This window comes from Bradyrhizobium sp. CCGUVB4N (assembly GCF_024199945.1).
Lineage (GTDB): Bacteria > Pseudomonadota > Alphaproteobacteria > Rhizobiales > Xanthobacteraceae > Bradyrhizobium.
In genome coordinates this window covers 5592314-5614198 of the sequence record NZ_JANADP010000001.1, presented here as the reverse complement: position 1 = coordinate 5614198, position 21885 = coordinate 5592314, and the positions used below count along the sequence as shown (strand labels likewise).

Annotated in this window: 21 protein-coding genes; 9 read left to right on the top strand and 12 right to left on the bottom strand. The window is 64.1% G+C overall.

Annotated features, from left to right (window positions below):
• Positions 1-253 precede the first annotated feature (253 nt).
• Positions 254-1114 carry an alpha/beta fold hydrolase gene (locus tag NLM31_RS25940; protein ID WP_254194099.1) on the top strand — a complete coding sequence of 287 codons (861 nt, stop codon included), beginning with the start codon at positions 254-256 and terminating at the stop codon, positions 1112-1114.
• A 126-nt stretch (positions 1115-1240) separates the two neighbouring features.
• Complete coding sequence (locus NLM31_RS25935; RefSeq protein ID WP_254194098.1) at positions 1241-1996, top strand: VWA domain-containing protein; 756 nt, start codon at positions 1241-1243, stop codon at positions 1994-1996.
• A gap of 4 nt (positions 1997-2000) precedes the next feature.
• On the opposite strand, the gene tehA is transcribed toward NLM31_RS25935, so the two are convergent.
• Entirely contained in the window at positions 2001-2993 is a 993-nt protein-coding gene (gene tehA, locus NLM31_RS25930) for a dicarboxylate transporter/tellurite-resistance protein TehA (protein ID WP_254194097.1), read from the bottom strand.
• A gap of 181 nt (positions 2994-3174) precedes the next feature.
• Here tehA and NLM31_RS25925 point away from each other — a divergent pair, with 181 nt between their 5' ends.
• Positions 3175-3900, top strand: coding sequence for a DnaJ domain-containing protein (locus NLM31_RS25925; protein WP_254194096.1), 726 nt, complete (start codon positions 3175-3177; stop codon positions 3898-3900).
• Between the two features lie 222 nt (positions 3901-4122).
• Here the strand turns inward: NLM31_RS25925 and NLM31_RS25920 are convergent, their stop codons facing one another.
• Positions 4123-5943, bottom strand: coding sequence for a serine hydrolase (locus NLM31_RS25920; RefSeq protein ID WP_254194095.1), 1821 nt, complete (start codon positions 5941-5943; stop codon positions 4123-4125).
• A 387-nt stretch (positions 5944-6330) separates the two neighbouring features.
• Between NLM31_RS25920 and NLM31_RS25915 the strand changes: the two genes are divergently transcribed.
• Positions 6331-6669 (top strand): phasin family protein, encoded by a 339-nt coding sequence (locus NLM31_RS25915; RefSeq protein ID WP_148754857.1) that lies wholly within the window; start codon positions 6331-6333, stop codon positions 6667-6669.
• Between the two features lie 93 nt (positions 6670-6762).
• Here NLM31_RS25915 and NLM31_RS25910 read toward each other — a convergent pair whose 3' ends face one another.
• Positions 6763-8418, bottom strand: coding sequence for a pilus assembly protein (locus NLM31_RS25910; protein WP_254194094.1), 1656 nt, complete (start codon positions 8416-8418; stop codon positions 6763-6765).
• Positions 8419-8901: 483 nt separating this feature from the next.
• Here NLM31_RS25910 and clpS point away from each other — a divergent pair, with 483 nt between their 5' ends.
• Complete coding sequence (gene clpS / locus NLM31_RS25905) at positions 8902-9234, top strand: ATP-dependent Clp protease adapter ClpS (RefSeq protein ID WP_015685564.1); 333 nt, start codon at positions 8902-8904, stop codon at positions 9232-9234.
• A gap of 292 nt (positions 9235-9526) precedes the next feature.
• A complete protein-coding gene (clpA, locus tag NLM31_RS25900) occupies positions 9527-11935 on the top strand; it encodes an ATP-dependent Clp protease ATP-binding subunit ClpA (protein ID WP_254132045.1) in 2409 nt (802 codons plus the stop codon).
• A 69-nt stretch (positions 11936-12004) separates the two neighbouring features.
• Here the strand turns inward: clpA and NLM31_RS25895 are convergent, their stop codons facing one another.
• From NLM31_RS25895 to NLM31_RS25875, 5 genes are all read right to left on the bottom strand, one after another.
• Complete coding sequence (locus tag NLM31_RS25895) at positions 12005-12463, bottom strand: PEGA domain-containing protein (RefSeq protein ID WP_254194093.1); 459 nt, start codon at positions 12461-12463, stop codon at positions 12005-12007.
• Positions 12464-12590: 127 nt separating this feature from the next.
• A complete protein-coding gene (locus NLM31_RS25890) occupies positions 12591-14012 on the bottom strand; it encodes an MFS transporter (RefSeq protein ID WP_254132043.1) in 1422 nt (473 codons plus the stop codon).
• 148 nt (positions 14013-14160) lie between these two features.
• A complete protein-coding gene (locus NLM31_RS25885) occupies positions 14161-14322 on the bottom strand; it encodes a hypothetical protein (RefSeq protein WP_254132042.1) in 162 nt (53 codons plus the stop codon).
• Positions 14323-14389: 67 nt separating this feature from the next.
• On the bottom strand, positions 14390-14794 hold the full coding sequence (locus NLM31_RS25880; protein ID WP_254194092.1) for a hypothetical protein: 405 nt from the start codon (positions 14792-14794) through the stop codon (positions 14390-14392).
• A 191-nt stretch (positions 14795-14985) separates the two neighbouring features.
• Entirely contained in the window at positions 14986-15279 is a 294-nt protein-coding gene (locus NLM31_RS25875) for a hypothetical protein (RefSeq protein WP_254194091.1), read from the bottom strand.
• 271 nt (positions 15280-15550) lie between these two features.
• On the opposite strand from NLM31_RS25875, the gene NLM31_RS25870 reads away from it, so the two are divergent.
• Entirely contained in the window at positions 15551-16504 is a 954-nt protein-coding gene (locus NLM31_RS25870; RefSeq protein ID WP_254194090.1) for a GlxA family transcriptional regulator, read from the top strand.
• Positions 16505-16515: 11 nt separating this feature from the next.
• Here the strand turns inward: NLM31_RS25870 and NLM31_RS25865 are convergent, their stop codons facing one another.
• From NLM31_RS25865 to NLM31_RS25855, 3 genes are all read right to left on the bottom strand, one after another.
• A complete protein-coding gene (locus NLM31_RS25865; RefSeq protein ID WP_254132038.1) occupies positions 16516-17541 on the bottom strand; it encodes an aldo/keto reductase in 1026 nt (341 codons plus the stop codon).
• A gap of 115 nt (positions 17542-17656) precedes the next feature.
• Entirely contained in the window at positions 17657-17884 is a 228-nt protein-coding gene (locus NLM31_RS25860; RefSeq protein WP_254194089.1) for a hypothetical protein, read from the bottom strand.
• A 104-nt stretch (positions 17885-17988) separates the two neighbouring features.
• Positions 17989-18945 carry a helix-turn-helix domain-containing protein gene (locus NLM31_RS25855; protein ID WP_254194088.1) on the bottom strand — a complete coding sequence of 319 codons (957 nt, stop codon included), beginning with the start codon at positions 18943-18945 and terminating at the stop codon, positions 17989-17991.
• Between the two features lie 196 nt (positions 18946-19141).
• Here NLM31_RS25855 and NLM31_RS25850 point away from each other — a divergent pair, with 196 nt between their 5' ends.
• Entirely contained in the window at positions 19142-20158 is a 1017-nt protein-coding gene (locus NLM31_RS25850) for a carbon-nitrogen hydrolase family protein (RefSeq protein WP_254194087.1), read from the top strand.
• A gap of 27 nt (positions 20159-20185) precedes the next feature.
• The gene (locus tag NLM31_RS25845; RefSeq protein ID WP_254194086.1) at positions 20186-21226 is read left to right on the top strand and encodes a phenylacetaldoxime dehydratase family protein; all 1041 of its coding nucleotides are present in this window, start codon (positions 20186-20188) and stop codon (positions 21224-21226) included.
• Here the strand turns inward: NLM31_RS25845 and NLM31_RS25840 are convergent.
• Positions 21223-21861, bottom strand: coding sequence for an HAD family hydrolase (locus tag NLM31_RS25840; RefSeq protein ID WP_254194085.1), 639 nt, complete (start codon positions 21859-21861; stop codon positions 21223-21225). The two genes, NLM31_RS25845 and NLM31_RS25840, sit on opposite strands and share 4 nt — an antisense overlap.
• Positions 21862-21885: the final 24 nt, after the last annotated feature.

The following is a 21885-nucleotide window of genomic DNA, read 5'->3' as shown; positions in this document are numbered from 1 at the left end:
CCGCGAAATTGAACCCAATCTAGACCGGTTGCGTCGGATGGTGACCTGCACCCTGACGTAGCCTTGTGAGAACGGGATGCCCAAGAAACGTGTGCGCCGCACAATGAAAGGGCTGCCAGTTCACAATATTTGGCCTTCCTGTCACGCGGCTGTGACATATATTAGGGAATAGGCGCGAAGGGGCCGAAGAGCTCCTCGAACAACACGATTTTCAACAGGGATCAGGTCGCAAGACCTGAGGCTGAGGACGAAAATGAAGCGTGGAATTGCCGTTCTGGTTTCTGTCGGAGCCCTCTGCGGCGTCGCCTATTTCACGGCGAGCAAGTGGGCCATCAAGCACGAGACCATCACCTTCTACGACGCTTCGCGCGACAACCGTCCCGTGCCTGTCGACATCGCAATTCGCCGCGACAAGGAAATGCAGGCCGATGCCGGCTTGATCACCATGCCGGTCGCAGTGATCAATCACGGCAACACCGTCAAGAACACCGAGTACGGCTTCCTCGCCAACATCTTCGCCGCGCGCGGCTATCTCGTCGTCAGCCCGCAGCATGATTTGCCGACCGATCCGCCGATGGTGACCAAGCCCGGCGAAATCTATGTCGGCCGGCTGCCGCAGATCCTGCGCGGTGTCGCCAATATCCATCTGGCGATGCAGGAGATGAAGAAGGTCCAGCCCAACGCCGACTATTCGCGGGTGACGATGGTCGGCCATTCGATGGGCGGCGACATCACGATGTACTTCGCCAAGCAGTATCCGGACGAGGTCAAGAAGGTCGTGACGCTGGACAATCTCCGCGTGCCCTTCGTCACCGCCGGCAAGTTCAAGATCCTGTCGTTCCGTTCGCAGGATCCGCAGTTCAAGACTGACGCGGGCGTGATCCCGACCGATGAGGAGTGCGAGAAGGCAGGCATTCAGGTCGTGAAGACCGAATTCCAGCACAACGACATGCGCGACACCGGTCCGGATGCGGCCAAGAACTCGATCCAGGGCATGCTCGATAAATTCCTGAGCGACACCGACAGCGCCATCGCGCCGGTCGATACCTCGACGTCGCCGCCGAAGGTGCTCGAGCCGGGTCCCGTGGCCCTGATGTCGCCAGCCAAGAGCTGATCAGCCAGACGTTCGCTGGAACTACTTTCAAAGCCTCCGTTGGCCTTCGGCCGGCGGAGGCTTTGTGCATTGACCGGGCAGGGCACGCTATCCACATTGGTGGTGTGAGACCGAGTGCGACCCCAGATGTCCGGCGACCCCATTAAACCGCGCGGTAGCGATGCCGTCTCGGCGCGAGCCGAAGACGACGGCGCGTTGCCGCAGGCGAAGACCTCGACCGCGGACGACGTCGCCGCCTTCGTCGCCAAGGCGCGTGCGCTGTCGCCGCATGCACCCGGCGCAAAGGGCCGCCTGATCTTCGCGCTGGATGCGACAATGAGCCGGCAGCCGACCTGGGACATGGCCTGTGCGCTTCAGGCGGATATGTTTCGCGAGGCCGCATCGCTCGGCAGCCTCGACATCCGGCTCGTCTACTATCGCGGCTTCAACGAATGCCGTGCCACCGGGTGGATTTCGGACAGCAGCAAGCTCGCGACGCTGATGAGCAAGATCGATTGCCGTGGCGGCGACACCCAGATCGGCAGAGTGCTGACCGACGCCCGGCGCGAGGCGGTTGCATCGGGTGTGCGTGCTGTGGTCTTCGTCGGCGACGCCATGGAGGAGAAGGTCGACGCACTTTGTGCCAAGGCCGGCGAACTCGGCATGCTGAAGGTGCCGTTGTTCCTGTTTCAGGAAGGCCATGATGCGATCGCCGAACAGGCGTTTCGCGAGATCGCGCGCCTGACCGGCGGCGCCTGGTGCCGGTTCGATCCGGGCGCGGCGGCGCAGCTGCGCGAGCTGTTGCGGGCCGCTGCGGCCTATGCCGCCGGCGGTCGCGAGGCATTGTTGAAGCTGGCGAAGACGGCGAGCGGCGCGGCGCAGCTGATCGGACAGATGAAGTAGCAGGTCAGGCCCGTGCGGCCTGCGCCGCGGGCGGTGCGGCGACAGGCGGCAGCAATCGGCCCTGCAGGATCAGGCGCAGCGTGCCAAGCGCGATCAGTCCAACCACGATATTGGCGGCCGCGAACAGATAGGGCGCGAGCATTGCGATCGCGCCGGTATCGCCGTGCCCGACCATGCGGATCGGAGCGATCGCAAGTGCGGTCGCACCGAAGGTGAAGCCCCAATAGGACACCGAGAATGGCTGCTCCAGGATCCAGGGCAGCAGCCGAAGCAGCAGCAGCGCCATCATCAGCCCGTAACCGACCATGATATGCGCGAACATGTCGGGGACACCGCCATTGATCGCGAGATAGGCGACCGCGCCGACCACGGGCGGTGCGAGTTGAATGCCGAGCGTCGGACGTAGCGCGGTGGGAAGGGTCTCGACGGTATAGAGCCGGTGCAACAGCACGGATTCGATCGCGAACCAGGAGAACAGCGCCACGCCGAACGCGAGCTGTCCCCAATCGGGGTAGCCGAGCGCCGCCGAAACGCCGGCCGTGACGAAGCCGCCCGCAACGGTCGGCAAATAGAGCACCGGCGTCGTCGCCGTGTGGTCGCGATTGCCGCGCCACAGCAGTCCCGTCCGCCACAGTGCGAAACCGAGCGTGAATGCGGCGCCGAGGCCGAACAGGACGATGGCGGCGAGGCGCGAATAGGGCTCCACGGCAATCGCGATCAGCATGGTGGAGACGCCGGCGAGGCCGATGAAGCAGCACTGGACCGGGTGATGGGCTTCGCTGAGCGACTCCGCGCGCGCGAAAATCCAGCGTAGCGCGAACAACGCGATCAGCACCGCCCAGACGATCGAGGCGAAGGCGAAGATGATTTCGCCGACGATCGCCGGCAAGTGCCAGACGTGGTGCGCGGCACGCCAGGCGTTGCCGAGACCCGCAAGGCCAAGGACGATGCCGAAGAAACCGGCCGGCACGATCGGTGGCTTGAATCCGCTGCTCATCGTCTCCCCCAAACCCTTGCCATCGCTCCTACGATGATGGCGCGATCGTCGTTACGGCCGCGCGTGCCGGAGAGATCGGGCAGATTGCTTATCGGCAAAACGGCCTGGCGTGTCATCTTCCGATCGTGGCGGGAAGGAAGGACACCATGCTTTTTGACAAGAGGGCGACTATATTCCCGCCATGACCCTGATTGCCGGCCTTGTCGCTATCATCACGCTGTATCTGTTGCTCCAGATGTTCCGCGCCGCCAATCCGGCCGTGCTGGCGCGCGCCATCAAGGTCGGGGGCGGCGTAGTCGCGCTCGCGGTGGCGGCCTTCACGGGCTTAAGGGGTGAATTGGCGGTGGCGATCCCGCTCGGGATATTTGGCGCCGGACTGCTCGGCTGGACGCCGTTGGCAAACGCCGGCTTCGGCAATATCGGGGGCATGTTTGGCGGCGGCGCTGCGCGCTCGCCCAACCAGAGCTCGCGCGTACGCTCGCAATTCCTGGACATGCGGCTCGATCACGAGTCCGGCCAGCTCTCGGGCCAGATCGTCGCCGGGCCTCACGCCGGGCGCGGCCTCGACGAGTTCGATCTTGCAAGCCTGCTGGCGATGGTCCCGGCGTTCGACGCCGAGAGCGTGGCCTTACTTGAAAGCTATCTGGACCGCCGGTTTCCCGCTTGGCGTCAGAACGCGCAGGGCAACGCGGCAGGGGGGCAGCGCCGCACGGCGTCGAGCGGCAAAATGACGGCGGAGGAAGCCTATCAAATCCTTGGCTTGCAGCCGGGAGCGGGGCGCGACGACATCAGCCGGGCGCACAAATCCCTCATGAAGAAACTGCATCCCGACCAGGGGGGCTCGACGTACCTCGCTGCCCGTGTAAACGAGGCCAAGGATACTCTGCTTCGTACGCATAACGGCTAACTCCGGCACCACGCCACAAACGCCCGTACCGCGTAAGCTCCGCTTGCTCTGTCTGCCGTCGCCCGATGCCCGCCATTGTCGGCGTGGTCGATCCCTTGAGTAAAGTTTTAACCGTAAATCCTTGACGAGAAGTTGTCGCGGAACAGCCTCGAGCGCCACCGCATCCCAAAAACAAAAATGCCCGCGCAGGGCGCGGGCATTTTGCTTGGAGGGGCAGGAAGATCAGTTGCGGACGGTCATGCAGGAGATGTCGGCGCGCTTGAGCGCCTTGCACACCGCTTCGGCCTGGTCGCGCTCGAGCCCGGCGAAGCGGGCGCGGTAGAGCTTGCGATTGTCCCTGGCGACAACAGGCTCGGTGAACGGATCGGCTTTGCTGAGCAGGCCGCGGGCCGAGCTGCGCGCGGCTTCAATGCGCTGCTGGGCCTCGCTCTCGCTCTCGAGCGCGCCGACCTGGACGATCCAGCCGCTATGGGTAGCGACCGGCTTGGTGGTGGCGCTCATCTGGATCGGCTGCGGTGACGGATCGGCGGAAGCGAGCTTGGCGACCGGGGCGGGCGCCGGGGCAGCGGCACTGGTCGCCGGCAGCACGCCGAGGATGCCGTTGCCGGTGCCGAAGCCCGCCGGCTGCTGCGGCATCTCGGTCCGGGCGACCTCGGCCCGGGCGGGCTCCGGCTTGTTGATGATGTCGGCCCTGGCGACGACGGCGCCGGAGGTCTCGGCGACGTCGGAGCGGGACGAAATCGTGTTGGTGACCTGGGGCGCGACCTGGGCGGGGGCGGCGGAGGCGACCTTGACCGCGCCGGCCTTGACCTGGACCGTCTTGACCCGGACCGGCTTCATCGGCTCGGACGAGCCCGGAATGAGGGCGAGCGGCTGGCTCGAGATCACGCCATTGGTGAGCGGCGCGGGCTCGATCTTGGACTCGATGGGCCTGGCTTCGGGCTTGGGCTGGACCGGCGGCATTGCCGCGGTCGCAGCTGCCAGGGCCGACAGGCGCGAGGCGGGACGCGGTGCGGGTGCTTCGGGAGCAGGGGCCGCCGCGACCTGAACCGGCGCAGCCGGACGGGCCGGGGTATCCGAAGCGTCGGCAACGTCGGTGCTGGTGTCGGCGCTATTGCGCTCGGTCACCGCCACGACCGTGTGGGTGGTCGCGCCTTTCTCGAGGTTCTCCGCCAGCAGATTGCGCATGATGGCGTCGCGCGAGCCGCCGCTGCGGCCGCCGAGCACCACGCCGATCAGGTGGCGGTTGCCGCGGCGCATCGAGGTCACGAGGTTGAAGCCGGAGGCGCGGGTGTAGCCGGTCTTGATGCCGTCGACGCCCTCGACGCTGCCGAGCAAATGATTGTGGTTGCGGATCTGCTCGCCGCGCCAGGTGAACGAGGTGGTCGAGAAAAAGCGATAGTAGCGCGGGAAGCGCTCCTGGATGGCACGGCCGAGCGTGGCCTGGTCGCGCGCAGTGGTCACCTGCTCGTCGTTGGGAAGGCCGTTGGCATTGCGGTAGACTGTCTTGGACATGCCGAGCGCGCGCGCCTTGCGCGTCATCATCGCGGCGAAATCGTCCTCGTCGCCGCCGATCGCTTCGGCGATCACAACGGCAGCATCATTGGCGGAGCGGGTGACGAGACCCTTGATCGCGTCCTCGACGCGGATGGTCTGGCCGGCACGCAGGTTGAGTTTGGTCGGATCCTGGTCGGCCGCGTGCTGCGATACCGGCATCTCGGTATCGAGCTTCATCTTGCCGGACTCGAGACGTTCGAACAGCAGATAAAGCGTCATGATCTTGGTGAGCGAGGCGGGATGGCGCAGTCCGTCGGGGCTGTTCGACTGAAGCACCGTGCCTGAATTGCCGTCGACGATGATCGACGCGAATTTCGGGCTGGAGCTCTCGGACGCTTCACGCTGCACCCGGTGGTGCGCATAGTGGCGCCGATGGCGCCGCGCATCGGCTGCGTCAGTCGTGAAGATGACGGCTGTGGTGACCGTAAGAAGCCCGAAAACGCCAACCCGCGCCAAGCGCGAGGAAGACCAGTTGTTACGAAGCATGGAACCCCGTCCCCGTTTGTGACTTGATCACCGGCTCGTGAGGCGAAATTGTGCCCTGCGGACCCGGGATCATTACCTGCTCAGGCTGTCTCTCCGCTGGTGATCGCCGCGGGAGACGTTGGGCCTGAGCCGCTGTTCTGGCTAAGGTGATGTTCTCAAACGGCTTTTGACCGTCTGCGGAAGTGAACACGTCCAGGGAATCAAGGTAGGGCGCCGCGGTTTCCAAAAGCTTAAGAAACCCTTGCGGGAAAGCCCGGGAATTTCCGTAACTTGCGCCGACTTTTGTGCGTCGCACAAGATTCTTGACTTTTTTGTGCGTTGCACTAATTGTGGGCAGAGTCAGGGAGCCGGGGCTTCCGGACGCGAGCCAGGGAAAAGGATTCCAAGATGTTCAAGGTTGAAGACTTTCAGAACTACGGGAAAGAGCATTTCGAGACGTGCGTTGCTTCCGCGACCTCGGTGCAGCACGGCCTCCAGGCGATCGCCAGCGCTTATGGCGACTACACCAAGAAGTCTTTTGAAGACACCAAGTCCTTCGTCGAGAAGCTTTCCGGCGTGAAGTCGCTGGACAAGGCGATGGAAGCCCAGACCGATTTCGCCCGTTCCGCCTACGAGACCTTCGTCGCGGAATCGCAGAAGATCGCCGGCCTCTACAGCGACCTCGCCAAGCAGGCGTTCAAGCCGGTCGAAACGGTCGTGTCGAAGTTCACCCCGGCCGCCCAGTAATTCGCGCGACAGGTTTTGGAATCAAGAAAGCCGGGCTGGTTCAGCCCGGCTTTCTCTTTGCAAACCGGCTTTCTCTTTGCAAATTGTGCAGGACTATCTCGCCAGCCGCAGCTTGCTGAGAGCAGTCCCGATCGTGTTGAACGTGGTCACGATCTGGCTCGAGCTGGTGAGCATGTAGAACTTGTCCGGACTGCTCGCGCAGTATTTCAGGATCGCCGACGTGGGATCGGCGGGCGAGCTCGTGTTCACCTGGATCGTGTAGATCGTGTACATCGGTGCTCCGCCGGAGTCCCTGGCGTTGTGCAGGTTGTCGCACAGAACTTGCTGCCTGGCGTCGATCGAACCGGGGAAGGTGCTGTTGCCGTAGGTGGTGGTCTGGCTGCTGCCGTCGCCGTAGGCCGGCCAGCGGTTCTCGGTGTTCAGGCCGTCGGATAGCAGGATGATGACCCTGTTGTAGGTGGTGCCGTTGGTGCCGCTTTCCGCCGGCGCGTTCAACGGAGCGCTCTGCAAGAGCGACAGCCATCCCCAGGCCAGACCCACCACCTGGTTGGTGCCGCCGGTTGGCTGCATTGCGTTGACCGCGGTCTTGAGTGTGCTCCAATTATAGCTCAGCGGGATGATCGGCTCGAGCTGGGTCGAAGCGCTGCTGCTGCAAAAGGAAGTGCTGTTCTCGTAGTATTGCTCTGCCGGGAACAAGGTGGCGACAGTGCTTGAGTTCGGCGCCGTGGACTGCGCGTCGTACGGCTGGGTCCGATCCGTAATGCATCCGCTCCACGTCGAGTGGGAATTCGGCTGCCACGTGTGCGTATACGTCGAGCCCGATGCCACGCTGTTATAGCAGCCATTGATCAAATAGTGGTACTTGTACGAGCCACTGCCATTGGTACCGGGGCAGATCAGCCCTTTGTTCGAGCCCGAATTCGGGATGGTACTGACCGCCGATGTGCTGCCCGGACCATTCACGCAAGTGAAGCCGTTATTTGACATCGACCACGGGCAGTTGGAGCCCGGTCCGATGTTCGCCCAATTCGAGGGCTTAGACGACACGAGGTCCGGTGCCTCCGCTTCCCAGCTCGTCCAATCGATCCAGCTCTGCGTGTAATTGCTGGATCCAACATTCACGTCCTTGGCAAACGGGATGACCGAGATATAGACATCGCCGCTGTTCTTGCTGAGGGCGCTGAGCTGGTCGATGAGGCCGCCGGATCCGGCCACGGCGTTTCTCAGTGCCGTGATCTTGCCGTCCTGTGCCATCGATCCCGTGTTGTCGAGCACAAGCGCAACGCGCATCTTCGCGTTGCCCCAGGTGGAGGTCGAGGTGGTGTTGAAGCCGAGCGTCGGAAAGCCGGCAATCTGCATGAAATCGGAGGTGATATAGCCGGTGCCAGTCAGCAGCAGGGTGGCTGCCGCACTCGTGGTCGCGGCCGTGTAGGTGGGGGTGATGTTGACGCCTTTGGCCTCGGTATCGGTATATAGACCCGAGAAGTAGCTCAGCGCCTTCGTGCTAATGTCCGAAGTCGTGATCGTTCCCGCCGTCAAATCCTTCGACAGCATCAGCGCGGTGGAGTCGAGGGCGGCTTGCATCGACGAGCGTGCGCGCGATGCGCGAGAGTAGTCGACGGCGGCGCCGACCATGCAGAGGATCGGGAGCAGGGTGATGGCGAAAATGACGGCGATGTTGCCTTGCTCGGCGGACACAAAGCGGGCAAGCAATCGGCCGAAGCGGGAGTCGGCGGGTAGGCGAAACATGACGAGCCCCGAGATCTGTGGTTTTGCCCGATTTCACGCCACAGCTTTGAATGTCGGGTAAATTAGGCCGTAGAAAAACGGGGAAATCCCGCGCCAAACCGCCGCGGTCACGCCCGCGTCAGGTTCCTGGTCAACACCTTCTGAACGGGCCAGCGGGAAATTTTTGGCAAATCAGTCTGGATTGGTTAACCTTGGCCCGGATCGTCCGGACGGGAATCGGGACCGTCGCGGCCGCATCGGCTGAGCCCCTGCATGCTTGCGGCGGGCCGGGGGCGGGCCCATATTCCCTGAAATCGATCCGGCTTCGACCGGGCCGGTTGGAAGCGGCGATCCAACAAGGCGGCGCGTCCGTGCGAGGCTCCCGGTGCGGGACCGCGCGGTAAACCGTCATACGCTTCCGTGGGGAATTTGAACGCCTGAGCCATGCCGCAACTGACTTCCAGACTCGACCTGTCCGCGGCTGCCGCCGCCCACGCTCCCCGGATGAGCAATGATGAGAACCGTTCCGGTGGCCCGACGGGTCCGAACACGTCCGTCATCACCAAGGTCAAGCCGAAGACCAAGCGGCCCAACCTCTATCGCGTGCTGATCCTCAACGACGACTACACGCCGATGGAATTCGTCGTCCACGTGCTGGAGAAGTTCTTCCAGAAGGACGTCGAAGCCGCGACCAAGATCATGCTGCACGTCCATCATCACGGGATCGGCGAGTGCGGCGTGTTCACCTACGAGATTGCCGAGACCAAGGTGACGCAGGTGATGGATTTCGCCCGCAAGCACCAGCACCCGCTGCAATGCGTGATGGAAAAGAAATAACTGCGCGTTCGAGTCCCGCGTTCTTTAGATCGGTTCTGATCGTGCGTGTGTGATGCCGGCGGATACCGCTGCGCGATCCGGCGAAAATCAGCGCCGACGCCGATCCTGCCCAAATGGGTAGTTTTGCCCAAATCGGAACGGGTTTTGCATCGAGAATGCGGTGGGCGCGTAATGCCTATCGAGTCGCGGAACCGGTCTTTTGCCGCGGTCTTGTATAACTATATGTGACAAAGGTTGTTGTTGCCTGACCGGGCGATGGCGATCATGATGGTGGGGGCCATAGAGGACGCGAATGCCGACTTTTTCCCAAAGCCTTGAACAATCCCTGCATCGTGCACTGGCGATCGCCAACGAGCGTCATCACCAGTATGCGACGCTCGAGCATCTCCTGCTCTCCTTGATCGATGACTCCGATGCAGCCGCGGTCATGCGTGCCTGTAGCGTCGATCTCGACAAGCTCCGCACGAGCCTCGTCAATTATCTTGAGACCGAATTCGAAAATCTGGTGACGGACGGCGCCGACGACGCCAAGCCGACTGCCGGTTTCCAACGCGTGATCCAGCGCGCGGTGATCCACGTGCAATCTTCCGGTCGCGAAGAGGTGACCGGTGCGAACGTGTTGATCGCGATCTTCGCCGAGCGCGAGAGTCATGCCGCGTACTTCCTGCAGGAGCAGGACATGACGCGCTACGACGCCGTCAACTATATCAGCCACGGCATTGCCAAGCGGCCGGGCGTCTCCGAGGCGCGGCCGGTGCGCGGCGTCGACGAGGAGACCGAGACCAAGGGTGCCGAGGACGCCAAGAAGAAGGGCGAGGCGCTCGAGACCTATTGCGTCAACCTCAACAAGAAGGCACGTGACGGCAAGATCGATCCGGTGATCGGACGTAATTCCGAGATCAACCGCGCGATCCAGGTGCTGTGCCGCAGGCAGAAGAACAATCCGCTGTTCGTGGGCGAGGCCGGTGTCGGCAAGACCGCGATCGCGGAGGGCCTGGCCAAGCGCATCGTCGACAGCGAGGTGCCGGAGGTTCTGGCGGCTGCGACCGTGTTCTCGCTCGACATGGGCACGCTGCTCGCCGGCACGCGCTATCGCGGCGACTTCGAGGAGCGCCTGAAGCAGGTGCTCAAGGAGCTCGAAGCCCATCCCAACGCCATCCTGTTCATCGACGAAATCCACACCGTGATCGGTGCGGGTGCGACGTCGGGCGGGGCGATGGATGCCTCGAACCTGCTCAAGCCGGCGCTTGCCTCGGGCACGATCCGCTGCATGGGCTCGACCACCTACAAGGAATACCGCCAGCACTTCGAGAAGGACCGCGCGCTGGTGCGGCGCTTCCAGAAGATCGACATCAACGAGCCGACCGTCGAGGACGCGATCGCGATCCTCAAGGGCCTCAAGCCGTACTTCGAAGACTACCACCGGCTGAAGTACACCAATGAGGCGATCGAGGCCGCGGTGCAGCTCTCGTCGCGCTACATCCACGACCGCAAGCTGCCCGACAAGGCGATCGACGTGATCGACGAGTCCGGCGCGGCGCAGATGCTGGTCGCCGAGAACAAGCGCAAGAAGACCATCGGCATCAAGGAGATCGAGACCACGATCGCCTCGATGGCGCGGATTCCGCCGAAGAGCGTGTCGAAGGACGACGCCGAGGTGCTCAAGCATCTCGAGCAGACCCTGAAGCGCACCGTGTTCGGCCAGGACAAGGCGATCGAGTCGCTTGCCGCTTCGATCAAGCTCGCACGCGCGGGCCTGCGCGAGCCGGAGAAGCCGATCGGTTGCTACCTGTTCTCGGGCCCGACCGGCGTCGGCAAGACCGAGGTTGCCAAGCAACTCGCGGCGACACTCGGCGTCGAGCTGCTGCGCTTCGACATGTCGGAGTACATGGAGCGTCACACCGTGTCGCGCCTGATCGGTGCGCCTCCCGGTTATGTCGGCTTCGACCAGGGCGGTCTCCTGACCGACGGCGTCGACCAGCATCCGCACTGCGTGGTGCTGCTCGACGAAATCGAGAAGGCGCATCCCGACCTCTACAACGTGCTGCTCCAGATCATGGATCATGGCCGGCTCACCGACCACAACGGCAAGCAGGTCAACTTCCGCAACGTGATCCTGATCATGACCACGAATGCGGGTGCTTCGGATCTCGCCAAGCAGGCGTTCGGCTTCACGCGCTCGAAGCGGGAAGGCGATGACCACGAGGCGATCAACCGGCAGTTCGCGCCGGAATTCCGCAACCGTCTCGATGCCATCGTCTCGTTCGGCCATCTCAGCGTCGAGGTCATCGGCACCGTGGTCGAGAAGTTCGTGCTTCAGCTCGAAGCGCAGCTTGGCGACCGCGACGTCACCATCGAGCTGTCGGAGCCCGCCAAGACCTGGCTGGTCCAGCACGGCTACGACGAGCAGATGGGTGCGCGGCCGATGGCCCGCGTCATCCAGGAGCACATCAAGAAGCCGCTGGCTGACGAGGTGCTGTTCGGCAAGCTCAAGGGCGGCGGTCATGTCCGCGTCGTCCTGGTCAAGGACGAGGCTGACGAGACCAAGGAGAAGATCGGTTTCGAGTTCGTCGAGGGCCCGGTCACGCCGAAGCAGGAAAAGCTGCCAGCGCGCAAGCGCCCGCCGGGCAAGCCCAACAAGCCGGGCGGCCCCGGCGGCTCCAAGGGGCCGACCTCGAAGGGCCCGCTGGTCAAGGCTTGATTGGCGCATCATGAATCGAAAAGGCCGGCTGTAAAGCCGGCCTTTTTGTTTGCGTCGCGGTGCCGGATTCTAGGTGCCGGCTTCGGGAGCCGCCGCAGCCGGCGGTCGCGGCTTCCTTGGGGCGGGCGGTCGTGCGCGGGGAGGGGCCGACGGCTGCATCGTGACGATGACCGGATTTGGTTTGTGGTCGGTTGCCGCGCCCGTCGCGGCATCGACGCCCATGCCGACGACACCGCCAAGCAGAAGATTGCCGGCGAAGCCCGCGGCCCCTCCGGTCTGGATGTCCCGGCTGAGCGGCACGATCTGTGGTTCATAGCCTTCCTTCTGGAAGGTGATGGAGAGGTCGGCGTTGCGCTTGACGACCACCGAGCAAGGCGTCGTGCAGGTGGTTGGCACTTCCATCCCGCTGACGACAGCTTCAACGCCTGATGGTGTCGACGAGATGCTGATATTCTCGGTCGTGCCGCGTGTGACAGACGCGCAGCCGCCCAGCATGACGCTGAGCGCCACTATTCCAAATAAACGCATGAAATGCCCCTGGTTCCCCGCCGCCAATCAAGCGCAACCGGAGCGGGAGGGCAATACGTCATTCGTACAGATAGTTAAGCCACGCACAGGTTGCGCGTTGGGGGCGTGCTAACCAGGGTCGGTGCCGCTATTCGCCCCGCAGGCGCTGGTCGTCCTGCACACGGACGTGCTCGGCACCGCGTGCACCCGCCGGCGACAGCCGCAGCATGCTCAGCATGGCGCCGCAGAGCGCAAATCCAACGCCGGTGAGGAGCGCGATCCGGGTTCCCTCGACCGGATAGCGGCCGAGGAACAGCGCCACCAGCGCAGCGCCGGTGGTCTGGCCCAGCAGCCGCGCGGTGCCCAGCATGCCGCTGGCCCCGCCGGAGCGCTCGCGCGGGGCGGCTGCGATCATGGTGCGGTTGTTGGGCGTCTGGAACAGGCCGAAGCCAAAGCCCGCCAGCGCCATCCGCCAGACCACGTCGAGCGGTGTCGGGCTTGCGGGCAGGAAGGCGAGACCGGCGAGGCCACCGGCAAACAGCGTCAGCCCGATGCCCCCGAGCAGGCCGGCGGGATAGTGCTCGACCAGGCGGCCGGCGAGGGGCGCCGCGAACGCCACCGCAATCGGCCACGGTGTGATCAAGAGGCCCATATGCACGGCCGAATAGCCGAAGCGGCTCTGGAGGTAGAAGGGGATCGCGACGAACGCCAGCATCTGCCCGCAGAACGAGGCGATCGAGGTCGCAATCGAGAGTCCGAACACCGGGATGCGCAACAGGTCAACCGGCAGCAGCGGCGACTTCATGTGCGTCTCGCGATAAATGAGCAGCGCGCCGGCGGCGATCGCGATCGCGAACTGCACGAGGCAGGTGATCGGCGCCTCGCCGTGGCCGACGCTGTCGATCGCGGCAATGCCGACGCCGAAGGTGATCGCCGACAGCCCCGCGCTCTGCCAGTCGAAGGAATGGCTCGCGGGCGTCGTGTGCGGCAGGCTGCGCAGGCCGAGTACGAGCGTGACCACGCCGAGCGGAACGTTGATGGCAAACAGCCAGGGCCAGCTGCCGACTGCGAGGATGCCGGCGGCGAGCGTCGGCCCGACCGCGGCGGAGAAGGCGACGACGAGCGCATTGAGCCCGATGCCACGGCCGAGCAGGTTGCGCGGATAGGTGAAGCGCACCAGGGCCGAGTTGACGCTCATGATGCCGGCCGCGCCGAACCCCTGGATGATGCGCGCGATCGTCAGCAACGGCAGCGTATGCGCCAGCGCGCAGAAGGCGGATGCGAGCGTGAACAGTGCCAGCCCGACCAGGTAGACGCGGCGATAGCCGACGATCTCGCCGAGTGACGCCAGCGGCAACAGCGAGATCGTGATCGCGAGCTGATAGCCGTTGACGATCCAGATCGAGAAAGCCGGGCTCGCGTTCAGGTCGGTTGCGATCGTCGGCAGCGCGACATTGGCGATGGCGCTGTCGACGACGGCCATGAGGATGCCGAGCGCAATGGTGAGGATCGCCTGATTGCGCTGGGGCTGTGGCAAGCCGTCGGCATGCTCGATCGGGACAGACGACATAATGAAAGCGTGCTTGATTCGAGCCGTGAATGCTCTCCGGATTAGGAAATTGCGCTATCCACCGCAACCCGGCAGGACACGGGCGGTTCCTGTGCCGGAAACAGGCCTCCCGGCGCCACAGGCATGGATCGGCGGGCCGTTCGCACACTCACCAGCGTGAGGTCGCCTTGCCGACGACGTAGAGCGCGACAAGCCCGAGCGTCACCGCCGTGGAGACGACGATGGCGGTGCGATCCCAATCGATCCGCGTCCGCTCGGCGCGATCGAGATTGAGGACGGCGAACAGGGCCTTCATGGCAAATCGGCGCATCGGGCTGCCTCGCAAGGCCGCACGATGCCACGATCCATCGAGGCCGGCTTGATGCAGCTCAAGCCGCCTACGGCGAGCCCGGCGCCATGCCCTGCAACTGCCGCAGCGGATTGAGCGGGCCGAGCGGGATAAGCTCGAAGCTCATGAGATGGGCCTGACCCAGCGGTAGCTTCTCCAACATCTCGTGTGCCGCCACGGGGTCCGTGACGTTCAGGATGAAGGCGACGCCGGGACGTCCCTGCAGCGAATACCACTGCTCGATCTTGCCATCGAGATAGAGCTTCACCGTTTCCTTGACTTCCGTCGGCAGGATCGCGCGCGCGGCCGTGGGATCGACGCCGGGGTTCAGCGTTCCGATCGCGAGGATATGCGTTGTCGGTGTCGGTGGATTGGCGGATTGGGCATGTCCGGCAGCCGGACTTGCCAAGCTGAGAACCAAGCCGATGAAGGCGAAAGTGATAGACTTTTGCATGTGTCCTCCCGATGGGACGTGCATTCAGATTCATTGATGTGCTTTTCAAGAGACGTCTGGACCAGAGCCGTGCCACGCTCGAACCTGTCACGTCTACGTGTCCATCCTGTCCTCGGACCGTCGTCATCGCGTCGCCGCCGAACAAGAGCGGCGACGCGTGTTGTGCTTGAGACGTGACGCCAAAGCTCCGGTCACTTGGCCTGAATGAGCAGACCGAGCGGGGCGAGGGGGCCAACCTGCATGAATTCATATTTCGCGAATCCGTTGGTCACGAGCGGCAGCGCTTCGATCGTCGTCTTGGCTTGCTCGACGGATTCGACGTTCATGAGGAAGATCACGCCAGGTGCGTCCTGGCGATACCAGAACTGCTCGATCTTGCCGTCGAGATAGAGCTTGAGGGTCGCGGGGACTTCGCTCGGCATGATCTGCTGCCGCTGCTCCGGCGAGAGCGGCTTGGTGATCGATGCGACAGCCATGACTTTCATGAGTGATCTCCTTCTGTGACCAGGTGCGGGTGAGGATCGGATGGACCGATCCATCGCTCGTTGATGTAGGCGGAAACGACAATTTTGGTGTCATTCACGCCGCGAGAGGTTGGACGGCTGGACGGGCGGAAAAGCAGGCATTATCCACGCGATCGTGCCGCGGTTTCGGCCAATTCGAGCTGCGCCGTTTCAACCTTGCGCAGGATTGGTGTAGGCGCGATGCGCTGATTTCGGTATCGTCGTAATTGCCAACTTTAAGGTCATTCACGCCATGCGTCTTGCGATCCTCGCGCTTGATGATCTGTTCGACACCGGGCTCACCGTGTTGCTCGATGCGTTCACGCTCGCCAACAATTTTGCGAACGGCACACCGCGTTTCGACGTGTCGATCGTGGGGATGCGGCGGCGGGTTCGGTCCGGTCAGGGTCTCTCGATCCCCACACAGCCAGTATCGCCGGACCTGAAGCCGGACTGGGTTGTCGTGCCGGCGTTGAACACGGGCAGGCCCGAGCCGCTGATTGCGGCGCTCCAGCGCCGAGACGTCGTTCGGGCGCAGGCGCAATTGCGCAAATGGCACGCCGAAGGTGCGCAGATCGCGGCATCCTGCATCGGCACGTTTCTTCTGGCCGAGGCCGGACTGCTCGATCATCGCGAGGCAACGACGACATGGTGGCTCGCGCCACTGTTTCGGCAGCGTTATCCGAACGTCAGGCTCGATGAATCCCGAATGCTGGTGCCGACGGACGTCGGCGTCACGGCAGGCGCAGCGCTGGGGCATCTTGATCTGGCGCTTTGGCTGATCCGCAAGGCGAGCCCGGAACTGTCGACGCTGGTCTCGCGCTATCTGCTTGCCGACATCCGCTCTTCGCAGGCGCCCTACATCATCCCCAATCATCTGGCGCAGGCCGATCCGCTCATCCTTCGCTTCGAGCGATGGGCGCGCGATCACCTCAAGGAGGGGTTTTCGCTGCAAAAGGCCGCGAACGCATTGGCGACGAGCGCACGCACCTTGCAGCGGCGCTGCGAGGCCGTACTCGGCAAATCACCGCTATCCTATTTCCAGGATCTCCGGGTCGAGCGCGCCCAGTCCCTGCTTCACGGCAGTGGGCTCGACCTCGACGCCATCGCCGCCGAGGTCGGTTACGTCGACGGCGCGACGTTACGCACGCTGCTGCGCGAGCGCCTCGGGCGAGGCGTGCGCGAGCTTCGTGCCAATCTGCGCTAGGTGCGGCGCACTTACACCGGCGGCGGATTGCGGTCGGAGAAGGTCCCCCGCTGGTGCCAGTACGGATAGGGCAACGTCACCTTGCTCGCGGCATCGAGCTTCGCGATCTGGTCCTTGGTCAAGGACCATCCGACCGCGCCGAGGTTTTCGCGCAACTGTGTCTCGTTCCGGGCGCCGATGATCAGCGTCGAAACGGTCGGACGTTGCAGCAGCCAGTTCAGCGCAATCTGGGAGACGCTCTTGCCCGTCTCCTTGGCGACCTCGTCGATGGCGTCGACGACGCGGTAAACGTGTTCGTCCGGCACGGGCGGCCCGAAATCGGCGGTCTGGGGCAGGCGGCTGACTTCGGGCTTCGGCTGGCCGCGGCGGATCTTTCCGGTGAGACGGCCCCATCCGAGCGGCGACCAGACCACGGCGCCGAGCCCCTGGTCGAGACCGAGCGGCATCAGCTCCCACTCATAGTCGCGTCCGACCAGCGAATAGTAGGTCTGGTTGGCGACGTAGCGCGGAAAACCGTGCTTGTCGGCGACGCCGAGCGACTTCATCAGGTGCCAGCCCGAGAAATTCGAGACGCCGACATAGCGGATCTTGCCGGCGCGCACGAGCACATCGAGGGTGCTGAGCACCTCTTCAGGCGGGGTCATGGCATCGAAGCCATGGAGCTGGAACAGGTCGATATAGTCGGTGCCGAGCCGGCTCAGCGAAGCGTCGATGGCGGCGAGCAGATGCTGCCGTGACGAGCCGACGTCGTTGGGGCCGTCGCCGAAGCGGAAGGTGGCTTTGGTCGAGACCAGCACCTTGTCGCGGCGGCCCTTGATGGCTTCGCCGAGAACCCGTTCGGATTCACCGAGCGAATAGACGTCGGCGGTGTCGAACATCGACACGCCGGCCTCGAGACAAATGTCCAGCAGGCGCCGCGCTTCGGTGGCGTCGGTCGTTCCCCAGGCCGCGAGACGGCCGACGCCGCCGAACGTGCCCGTGCCAAGGCTCAAAGCGGGCACCATGAGGCCGGACCGGCCCAAGCGTCGGTATTCCATCGAACTGCTCCTCGCGGCCGCTGATTGATTGGCGCGGCCTTGGAGGCAGATCGTAATGCAAGCAGCCGCGTTGTCCTATCGCGCGCTGACATACCCGCCTTGCTTGGAAAATGGCCTAGTCGTGCAGACGCATGTCATCGAATGCTGCATCTGCGACGTGCGCACCGATCGTCGTCGCAGGAGCGGGCGTTTCGATCCTCGTGGCGGACGAAACGCAGACTGGCTCACGGGCCTGCCGCGGCAGGAACGTCAGGCCCCAGCCCACCAGGACCAGCACCGCGAGGCGGATCGCGATCACGCCCAGCAGCAGTTCCGACCCGCTTATCGTCGCGTGAGTCCTCATACATGCGAGCCTGATGCAGACTGCACGACCTGGCAATCTGGAATTGCCGAGCAATGCCTTCGCCTGGGACGAAGGCTTGCAATGATGGCTGACCGGGATGGCCCTCAGTGCCGCAGCTGACTCTGCCGGAAGTCGCGCGGCGACATTCCAAAGTGCTCGCGAAAAACGCGGCCGAAATGCGAGAGGTCGTTGAAGCCCCAGGCGAACGCAATCTCGCTGATGTGGCGCTGGGCGAGCACCGGCGAGGCAAGGTCGCGCTTGCACTGGGCGAGACGCTCCGCAAGCACATGGCGCTGGAACGAGGTGTCCTCGTCGGCGAGGAGATCGTTGACGTAGCGCGAGGAGATGCCGAGCGCGGCGGCGGTCTCGGCCAGCGAGAGGTCGGGGTCGGCGAGGCGTGTGCGGATATGCGCCTTCAGCCGGTAGAGCAGGGCGGAACGATGGGTCGACGACGGCAGCGACGTTCCGCCAAGCCGTTCGCTCAGCGCCATCGCGAGCAGGTCGACGGCTTGCTCGGACAGGGCGGCGGCGCTGTTGGGCGCGAGCCGGTCCGCGCTCTGGCAGAGGCGGAAGATGAAGTCATAGGCGAGCCGCTCGAGCGGCAGATCGGTCCCGAATGTGATCGCGGTAAGTGTCTCGGTGCCGCCGAGCCGGCGCTGCAACATCTCGCGGGGCACCTTGAAGATGGTCTGGGAGAACGCGTCCTTGAACTTCAGCTCATAGGGACGCGTGGTGTCGTACAGCGCGAACTCGCCGGGATGGATCACGGTCTCCCGGCCATCCTGCACCACGCCGCCATCGCCGCGATGGCCGAGCGCAACGAGAACATAGTCCTGATCCGAGCGCGCGATGCGCGAGGGCGTGCGGAAAACGTGCTGACGGTCGGAGCAGACCTCTGAGCAGACGGCCTTGCCCAGCGAAGCCTGTGTCACCGAGCCGTGAAAGGCGCTGCCGAGGTCCGACTTGCAGTCGAGCCCGACGAAGACGTCGCAGACGATGTCCTGCCAGAGGGCGAGCCGGCGGTAGCCGGGGCTGCCGTCTGTCGTGAACTGGATTGTCATCGGCAGGCCTCCCTTTCACATCCAGCAAAACCGCATGGTGGTGCAGATCCGGCCTGACCGCAGGCAAGTTCCGTACCGGGGCGAGATCCCTTCCAGTCGAGTTTTTGTTCCGCCGTGGTCGAGCGCGCGGCCGCCCGGCTTGGCCCAATAGACTGCATCGGACGTGGTCCTGGATCAACCGGCAATGGAGGCGGCAATGGGCATTGAACATCCGAAATACAAGGTCGCGGTGGTGCAGGCGGCGCCCGCCTGGCTCGATCTCGACGCGTCCATCGACAAGTCGATCGCGCTGATCAAGGAGGCGGCCGAGAAAGGCGCCAAGCTGATCGCTTTTCCGGAAGCCTTCATCCCCGGTTACCCCTGGCACATCTGGATGGACTCGCCGGCCTGGGCGATCGGTCGCGGTTTCGTGCAGCGCTATTTCGATAATTCGCTGTCCTATGACAGCCCGCAGGCCGAGAAGCTGCGCGATGCGGTGCGGAAAGCCAAGCTTACGGCCGTGTTCGGCCTGTCCGAGCGCGACGGCGGCAGCCTCTATCTGGCGCAATGGCTGATCGGGCCGGATGGCGAGACGATCGCAAAACGCCGCAAGCTGCGGCCGACCCATGCCGAGCGCACCGTCTATGGCGAGGGCGACGGCAGCGATCTCGCGGTCCATGCGCGCCCCGACATCGGCCGTATCGGTGCGCTGTGCTGCTGGGAGCATCTCCAGCCGCTGTCGAAATACGCCATGTACGCCCAGAACGAGCAGGTGCATGTTGCGGCATGGCCGAGCTTCTCGCTTTACGATCCCTTCGCGCCCGCGCTCGGCGCCGAGGTCAATAACGCGGCTTCGCGCGTCTATGCGGTGGAAGGCTCCTGCTTCGTGCTTGCACCTTGCGCGACGGTCTCGCAGGCGATGATCGACGAGCTCTGCGACCGGCCTGACAAGAACGCGCTGCTGCATGTGGGCGGCGGTTTTGCGGCGATCTACGGGCCCGATGGCAGTCAGATCGGCGACAAGCTGGCGCCAGACCAGGAGGGGCTGCTGATCGCGGAGATCGACCTCGGCGCCATCGGCGTCGCCAAGAATGCTGCCGATCCCGCGGGGCATTATTCGCGGCCCGACGTCACGCGGCTGCTGCTCAACAAGAAGCCGTACAAGCGCGTCGAGCAGTTCGCGCTGCCGGTGGACGCCATTGAGCCCACAGACATCAACGCTGCAGCGAGCTGATCGCCGGGATCAAGAGGAGGCACGATCATGGAGTCCGCAATTCCTCTGCATCTCGAAACCCAGCGCACGCGCCACAAGCGCGTGCCGGACGATTACCAGCCGCCGTATCCGTCGTTCGTGGCCCGCTACAAGCCCGCGGTCGGCCGCGTCGTGATGGCCTATTTCGGCGTGCAGTATCTTGGGGCGACGCCGGCGGCTGCGACGGAAGCGCTTGCTGACATCGCCGGACTGTTCGCCGGCGAGGGTGGTCCCTCGCATTGGGACCGTGCGCACTATGTCGATCAAGCCGGCCACGCGAACATTGTCTCGGTCGCGTATTGGGACGACATCGCGCGTTTCGACGCCTGGTTTGTGCGGGCACGCGAGGCGTGGACTGGAAAGCACCGCGACGGGATCGGCACCTTCATCGAGGTGCTGCGTCCCACGGTGGCGCGGCACGAGACGCTGTTCTCCTCGCTCGGCAGGCCCGAAGGTGTCGCCGTGATCGCCGACGGGATGAGCGGGGAAGTGCAGGAGCACGCCTATTGGGGCGGCATGCGCGATCGCATTCCGCTGTCGCAGACCGATCCAATGTCGCCGGGCGGCCATCCGGAATTGATCCGCGATGGTGCGCGGTTGCGTGTGCAGGCAAACGACAATCTCTGCCTGATCCGCTCCGGGCAGGACTGGAGCGATACCGAGGCATCCGAGCGCAAGCTCTATCTCGACGACGTCGAGCCGGTACTCCGCGAGGGCATGGATTTCCTGCGCGACGACGGGCTCGCGATCGGCTGCTATGCCAACCGCTACATGCAGGTGCTCTCGGCTGACGGCAAGGCGAGTGAAAAATCCTACGGCCAGAGCTGGTGGAAAAGTCTCGCCGCACTGGAGCGCTGGGCGGATTCGCATCCGACCCATGTGAAAATCTTCGGTGCGGCGATGAAATATCTCTCGACGCTGGGGCCGTCAGCGAAGCTGCGGCTGTATCACGAGGTTACGGTGGCGGCCGCGGACGAGCAGTTCTTCGAATATCTGAACTGCCATCCGAAGACGGGAATGCTTGCGGCGGTCGAGACGGTCACCGCCTAGGCGGCACAATGGCCGAGCAGCTCCGGATGTGCGGCGCAGATGTGATGGGCGCCGGCGTCCCTGAGCTCGGCCTCGCTGCCATAGCCGTAGAGCACGCCGATCGCGGTCATGCCGTTGGTGCGGGCGCCGACCACGTCATGGCTGCGGTCGCCGATCATGATGGCGCTGGTCGCATCGACGCCGGTCTCGTCGAGCGCGTAGCGCAGCAGGTCGCGCTTGTCGACGCGGGTGCCGTCGAGCTCGGAGCCGAACACGTGCTCGAAATACGGCTTCAGGCCAAAGTGCTCGACGATGCGACTGGCGTAGACCGCGGGCTTGCTGGTCGCGACGAACATGCGCTGGTCGGTCGCGGCAATCGTCGTCAGCGTGTCGATGATGCCGGCATAAGCCTCGTTCTCGAACAGGCCAATGTCGCTGAAGCGCTCACGGTAGAGCAGCAGCGCCTGGTCGGCCAGCGCGTCGGTTCCGGTGAGCTTCTTCAGGCTGGCATGCAGCGGCGGCCCGATGCACCAGGTCAATTCGTCCTCGCTCGGCACCGCGAGGCTCAACCGCTCCAGGGCGTACTGGATGGAGCGGGTGATCCCCGGTTTCGGGTTGGTCAGCGTACCGTCGAGATCGAAGAAGATTGTCGCCATCAGGAGCCGGCCCGCGTTGAAATT

Excerpts from the sequence above, each read along its gene's own strand:
- NLM31_RS25940 (WP_254194099.1), top strand. The coding sequence starts at position 254 with ATGAAGCGTGGAATTGCCGTTCTGGTTTCTGTCGGAGCCCTCTGCGGC.
- NLM31_RS25935 (WP_254194098.1), top strand. The coding sequence starts at position 1,241 with ATGTCCGGCGACCCCATTAAACCGCGCGGTAGCGATGCCGTCTCGGCG.
- tehA (WP_254194097.1), bottom strand. The coding sequence starts at position 2,993 with ATGAGCAGCGGATTCAAGCCACCGATCGTGCCGGCCGGTTTCTTCGGC.
- NLM31_RS25925 (WP_254194096.1), top strand. The coding sequence starts at position 3,175 with ATGACCCTGATTGCCGGCCTTGTCGCTATCATCACGCTGTATCTGTTG.
- NLM31_RS25920 (WP_254194095.1), bottom strand. The coding sequence starts at position 5,943 with ATGCTTCGTAACAACTGGTCTTCCTCGCGCTTGGCGCGGGTTGGCGTT.
- NLM31_RS25915 (WP_148754857.1), top strand. The coding sequence starts at position 6,331 with ATGTTCAAGGTTGAAGACTTTCAGAACTACGGGAAAGAGCATTTCGAG.
- NLM31_RS25910 (WP_254194094.1), bottom strand. The coding sequence starts at position 8,418 with ATGTTTCGCCTACCCGCCGACTCCCGCTTCGGCCGATTGCTTGCCCGC.
- clpS (WP_015685564.1), top strand. The coding sequence starts at position 8,902 with ATGAGCAATGATGAGAACCGTTCCGGTGGCCCGACGGGTCCGAACACG.
- clpA (WP_254132045.1), top strand. The coding sequence starts at position 9,527 with ATGCCGACTTTTTCCCAAAGCCTTGAACAATCCCTGCATCGTGCACTG.
- NLM31_RS25895 (WP_254194093.1), bottom strand. The coding sequence starts at position 12,463 with ATGCGTTTATTTGGAATAGTGGCGCTCAGCGTCATGCTGGGCGGCTGC.
- NLM31_RS25890 (WP_254132043.1), bottom strand. The coding sequence starts at position 14,012 with ATGTCGTCTGTCCCGATCGAGCATGCCGACGGCTTGCCACAGCCCCAG.
- NLM31_RS25885 (WP_254132042.1), bottom strand. The coding sequence starts at position 14,322 with ATGCGCCGATTTGCCATGAAGGCCCTGTTCGCCGTCCTCAATCTCGAT.
- NLM31_RS25880 (WP_254194092.1), bottom strand. The coding sequence starts at position 14,794 with ATGCAAAAGTCTATCACTTTCGCCTTCATCGGCTTGGTTCTCAGCTTG.
- NLM31_RS25875 (WP_254194091.1), bottom strand. The coding sequence starts at position 15,279 with ATGAAAGTCATGGCTGTCGCATCGATCACCAAGCCGCTCTCGCCGGAG.
- NLM31_RS25870 (WP_254194090.1), top strand. The coding sequence starts at position 15,551 with ATGCGTCTTGCGATCCTCGCGCTTGATGATCTGTTCGACACCGGGCTC.
- NLM31_RS25865 (WP_254132038.1), bottom strand. The coding sequence starts at position 17,541 with ATGGAATACCGACGCTTGGGCCGGTCCGGCCTCATGGTGCCCGCTTTG.
- NLM31_RS25860 (WP_254194089.1), bottom strand. The coding sequence starts at position 17,884 with ATGAGGACTCACGCGACGATAAGCGGGTCGGAACTGCTGCTGGGCGTG.
- NLM31_RS25855 (WP_254194088.1), bottom strand. The coding sequence starts at position 18,945 with ATGACAATCCAGTTCACGACAGACGGCAGCCCCGGCTACCGCCGGCTC.
- NLM31_RS25850 (WP_254194087.1), top strand. The coding sequence starts at position 19,142 with ATGGGCATTGAACATCCGAAATACAAGGTCGCGGTGGTGCAGGCGGCG.
- NLM31_RS25845 (WP_254194086.1), top strand. The coding sequence starts at position 20,186 with ATGGAGTCCGCAATTCCTCTGCATCTCGAAACCCAGCGCACGCGCCAC.
- NLM31_RS25840 (WP_254194085.1), bottom strand. The coding sequence starts at position 21,861 with ATGGCGACAATCTTCTTCGATCTCGACGGTACGCTGACCAACCCGAAA.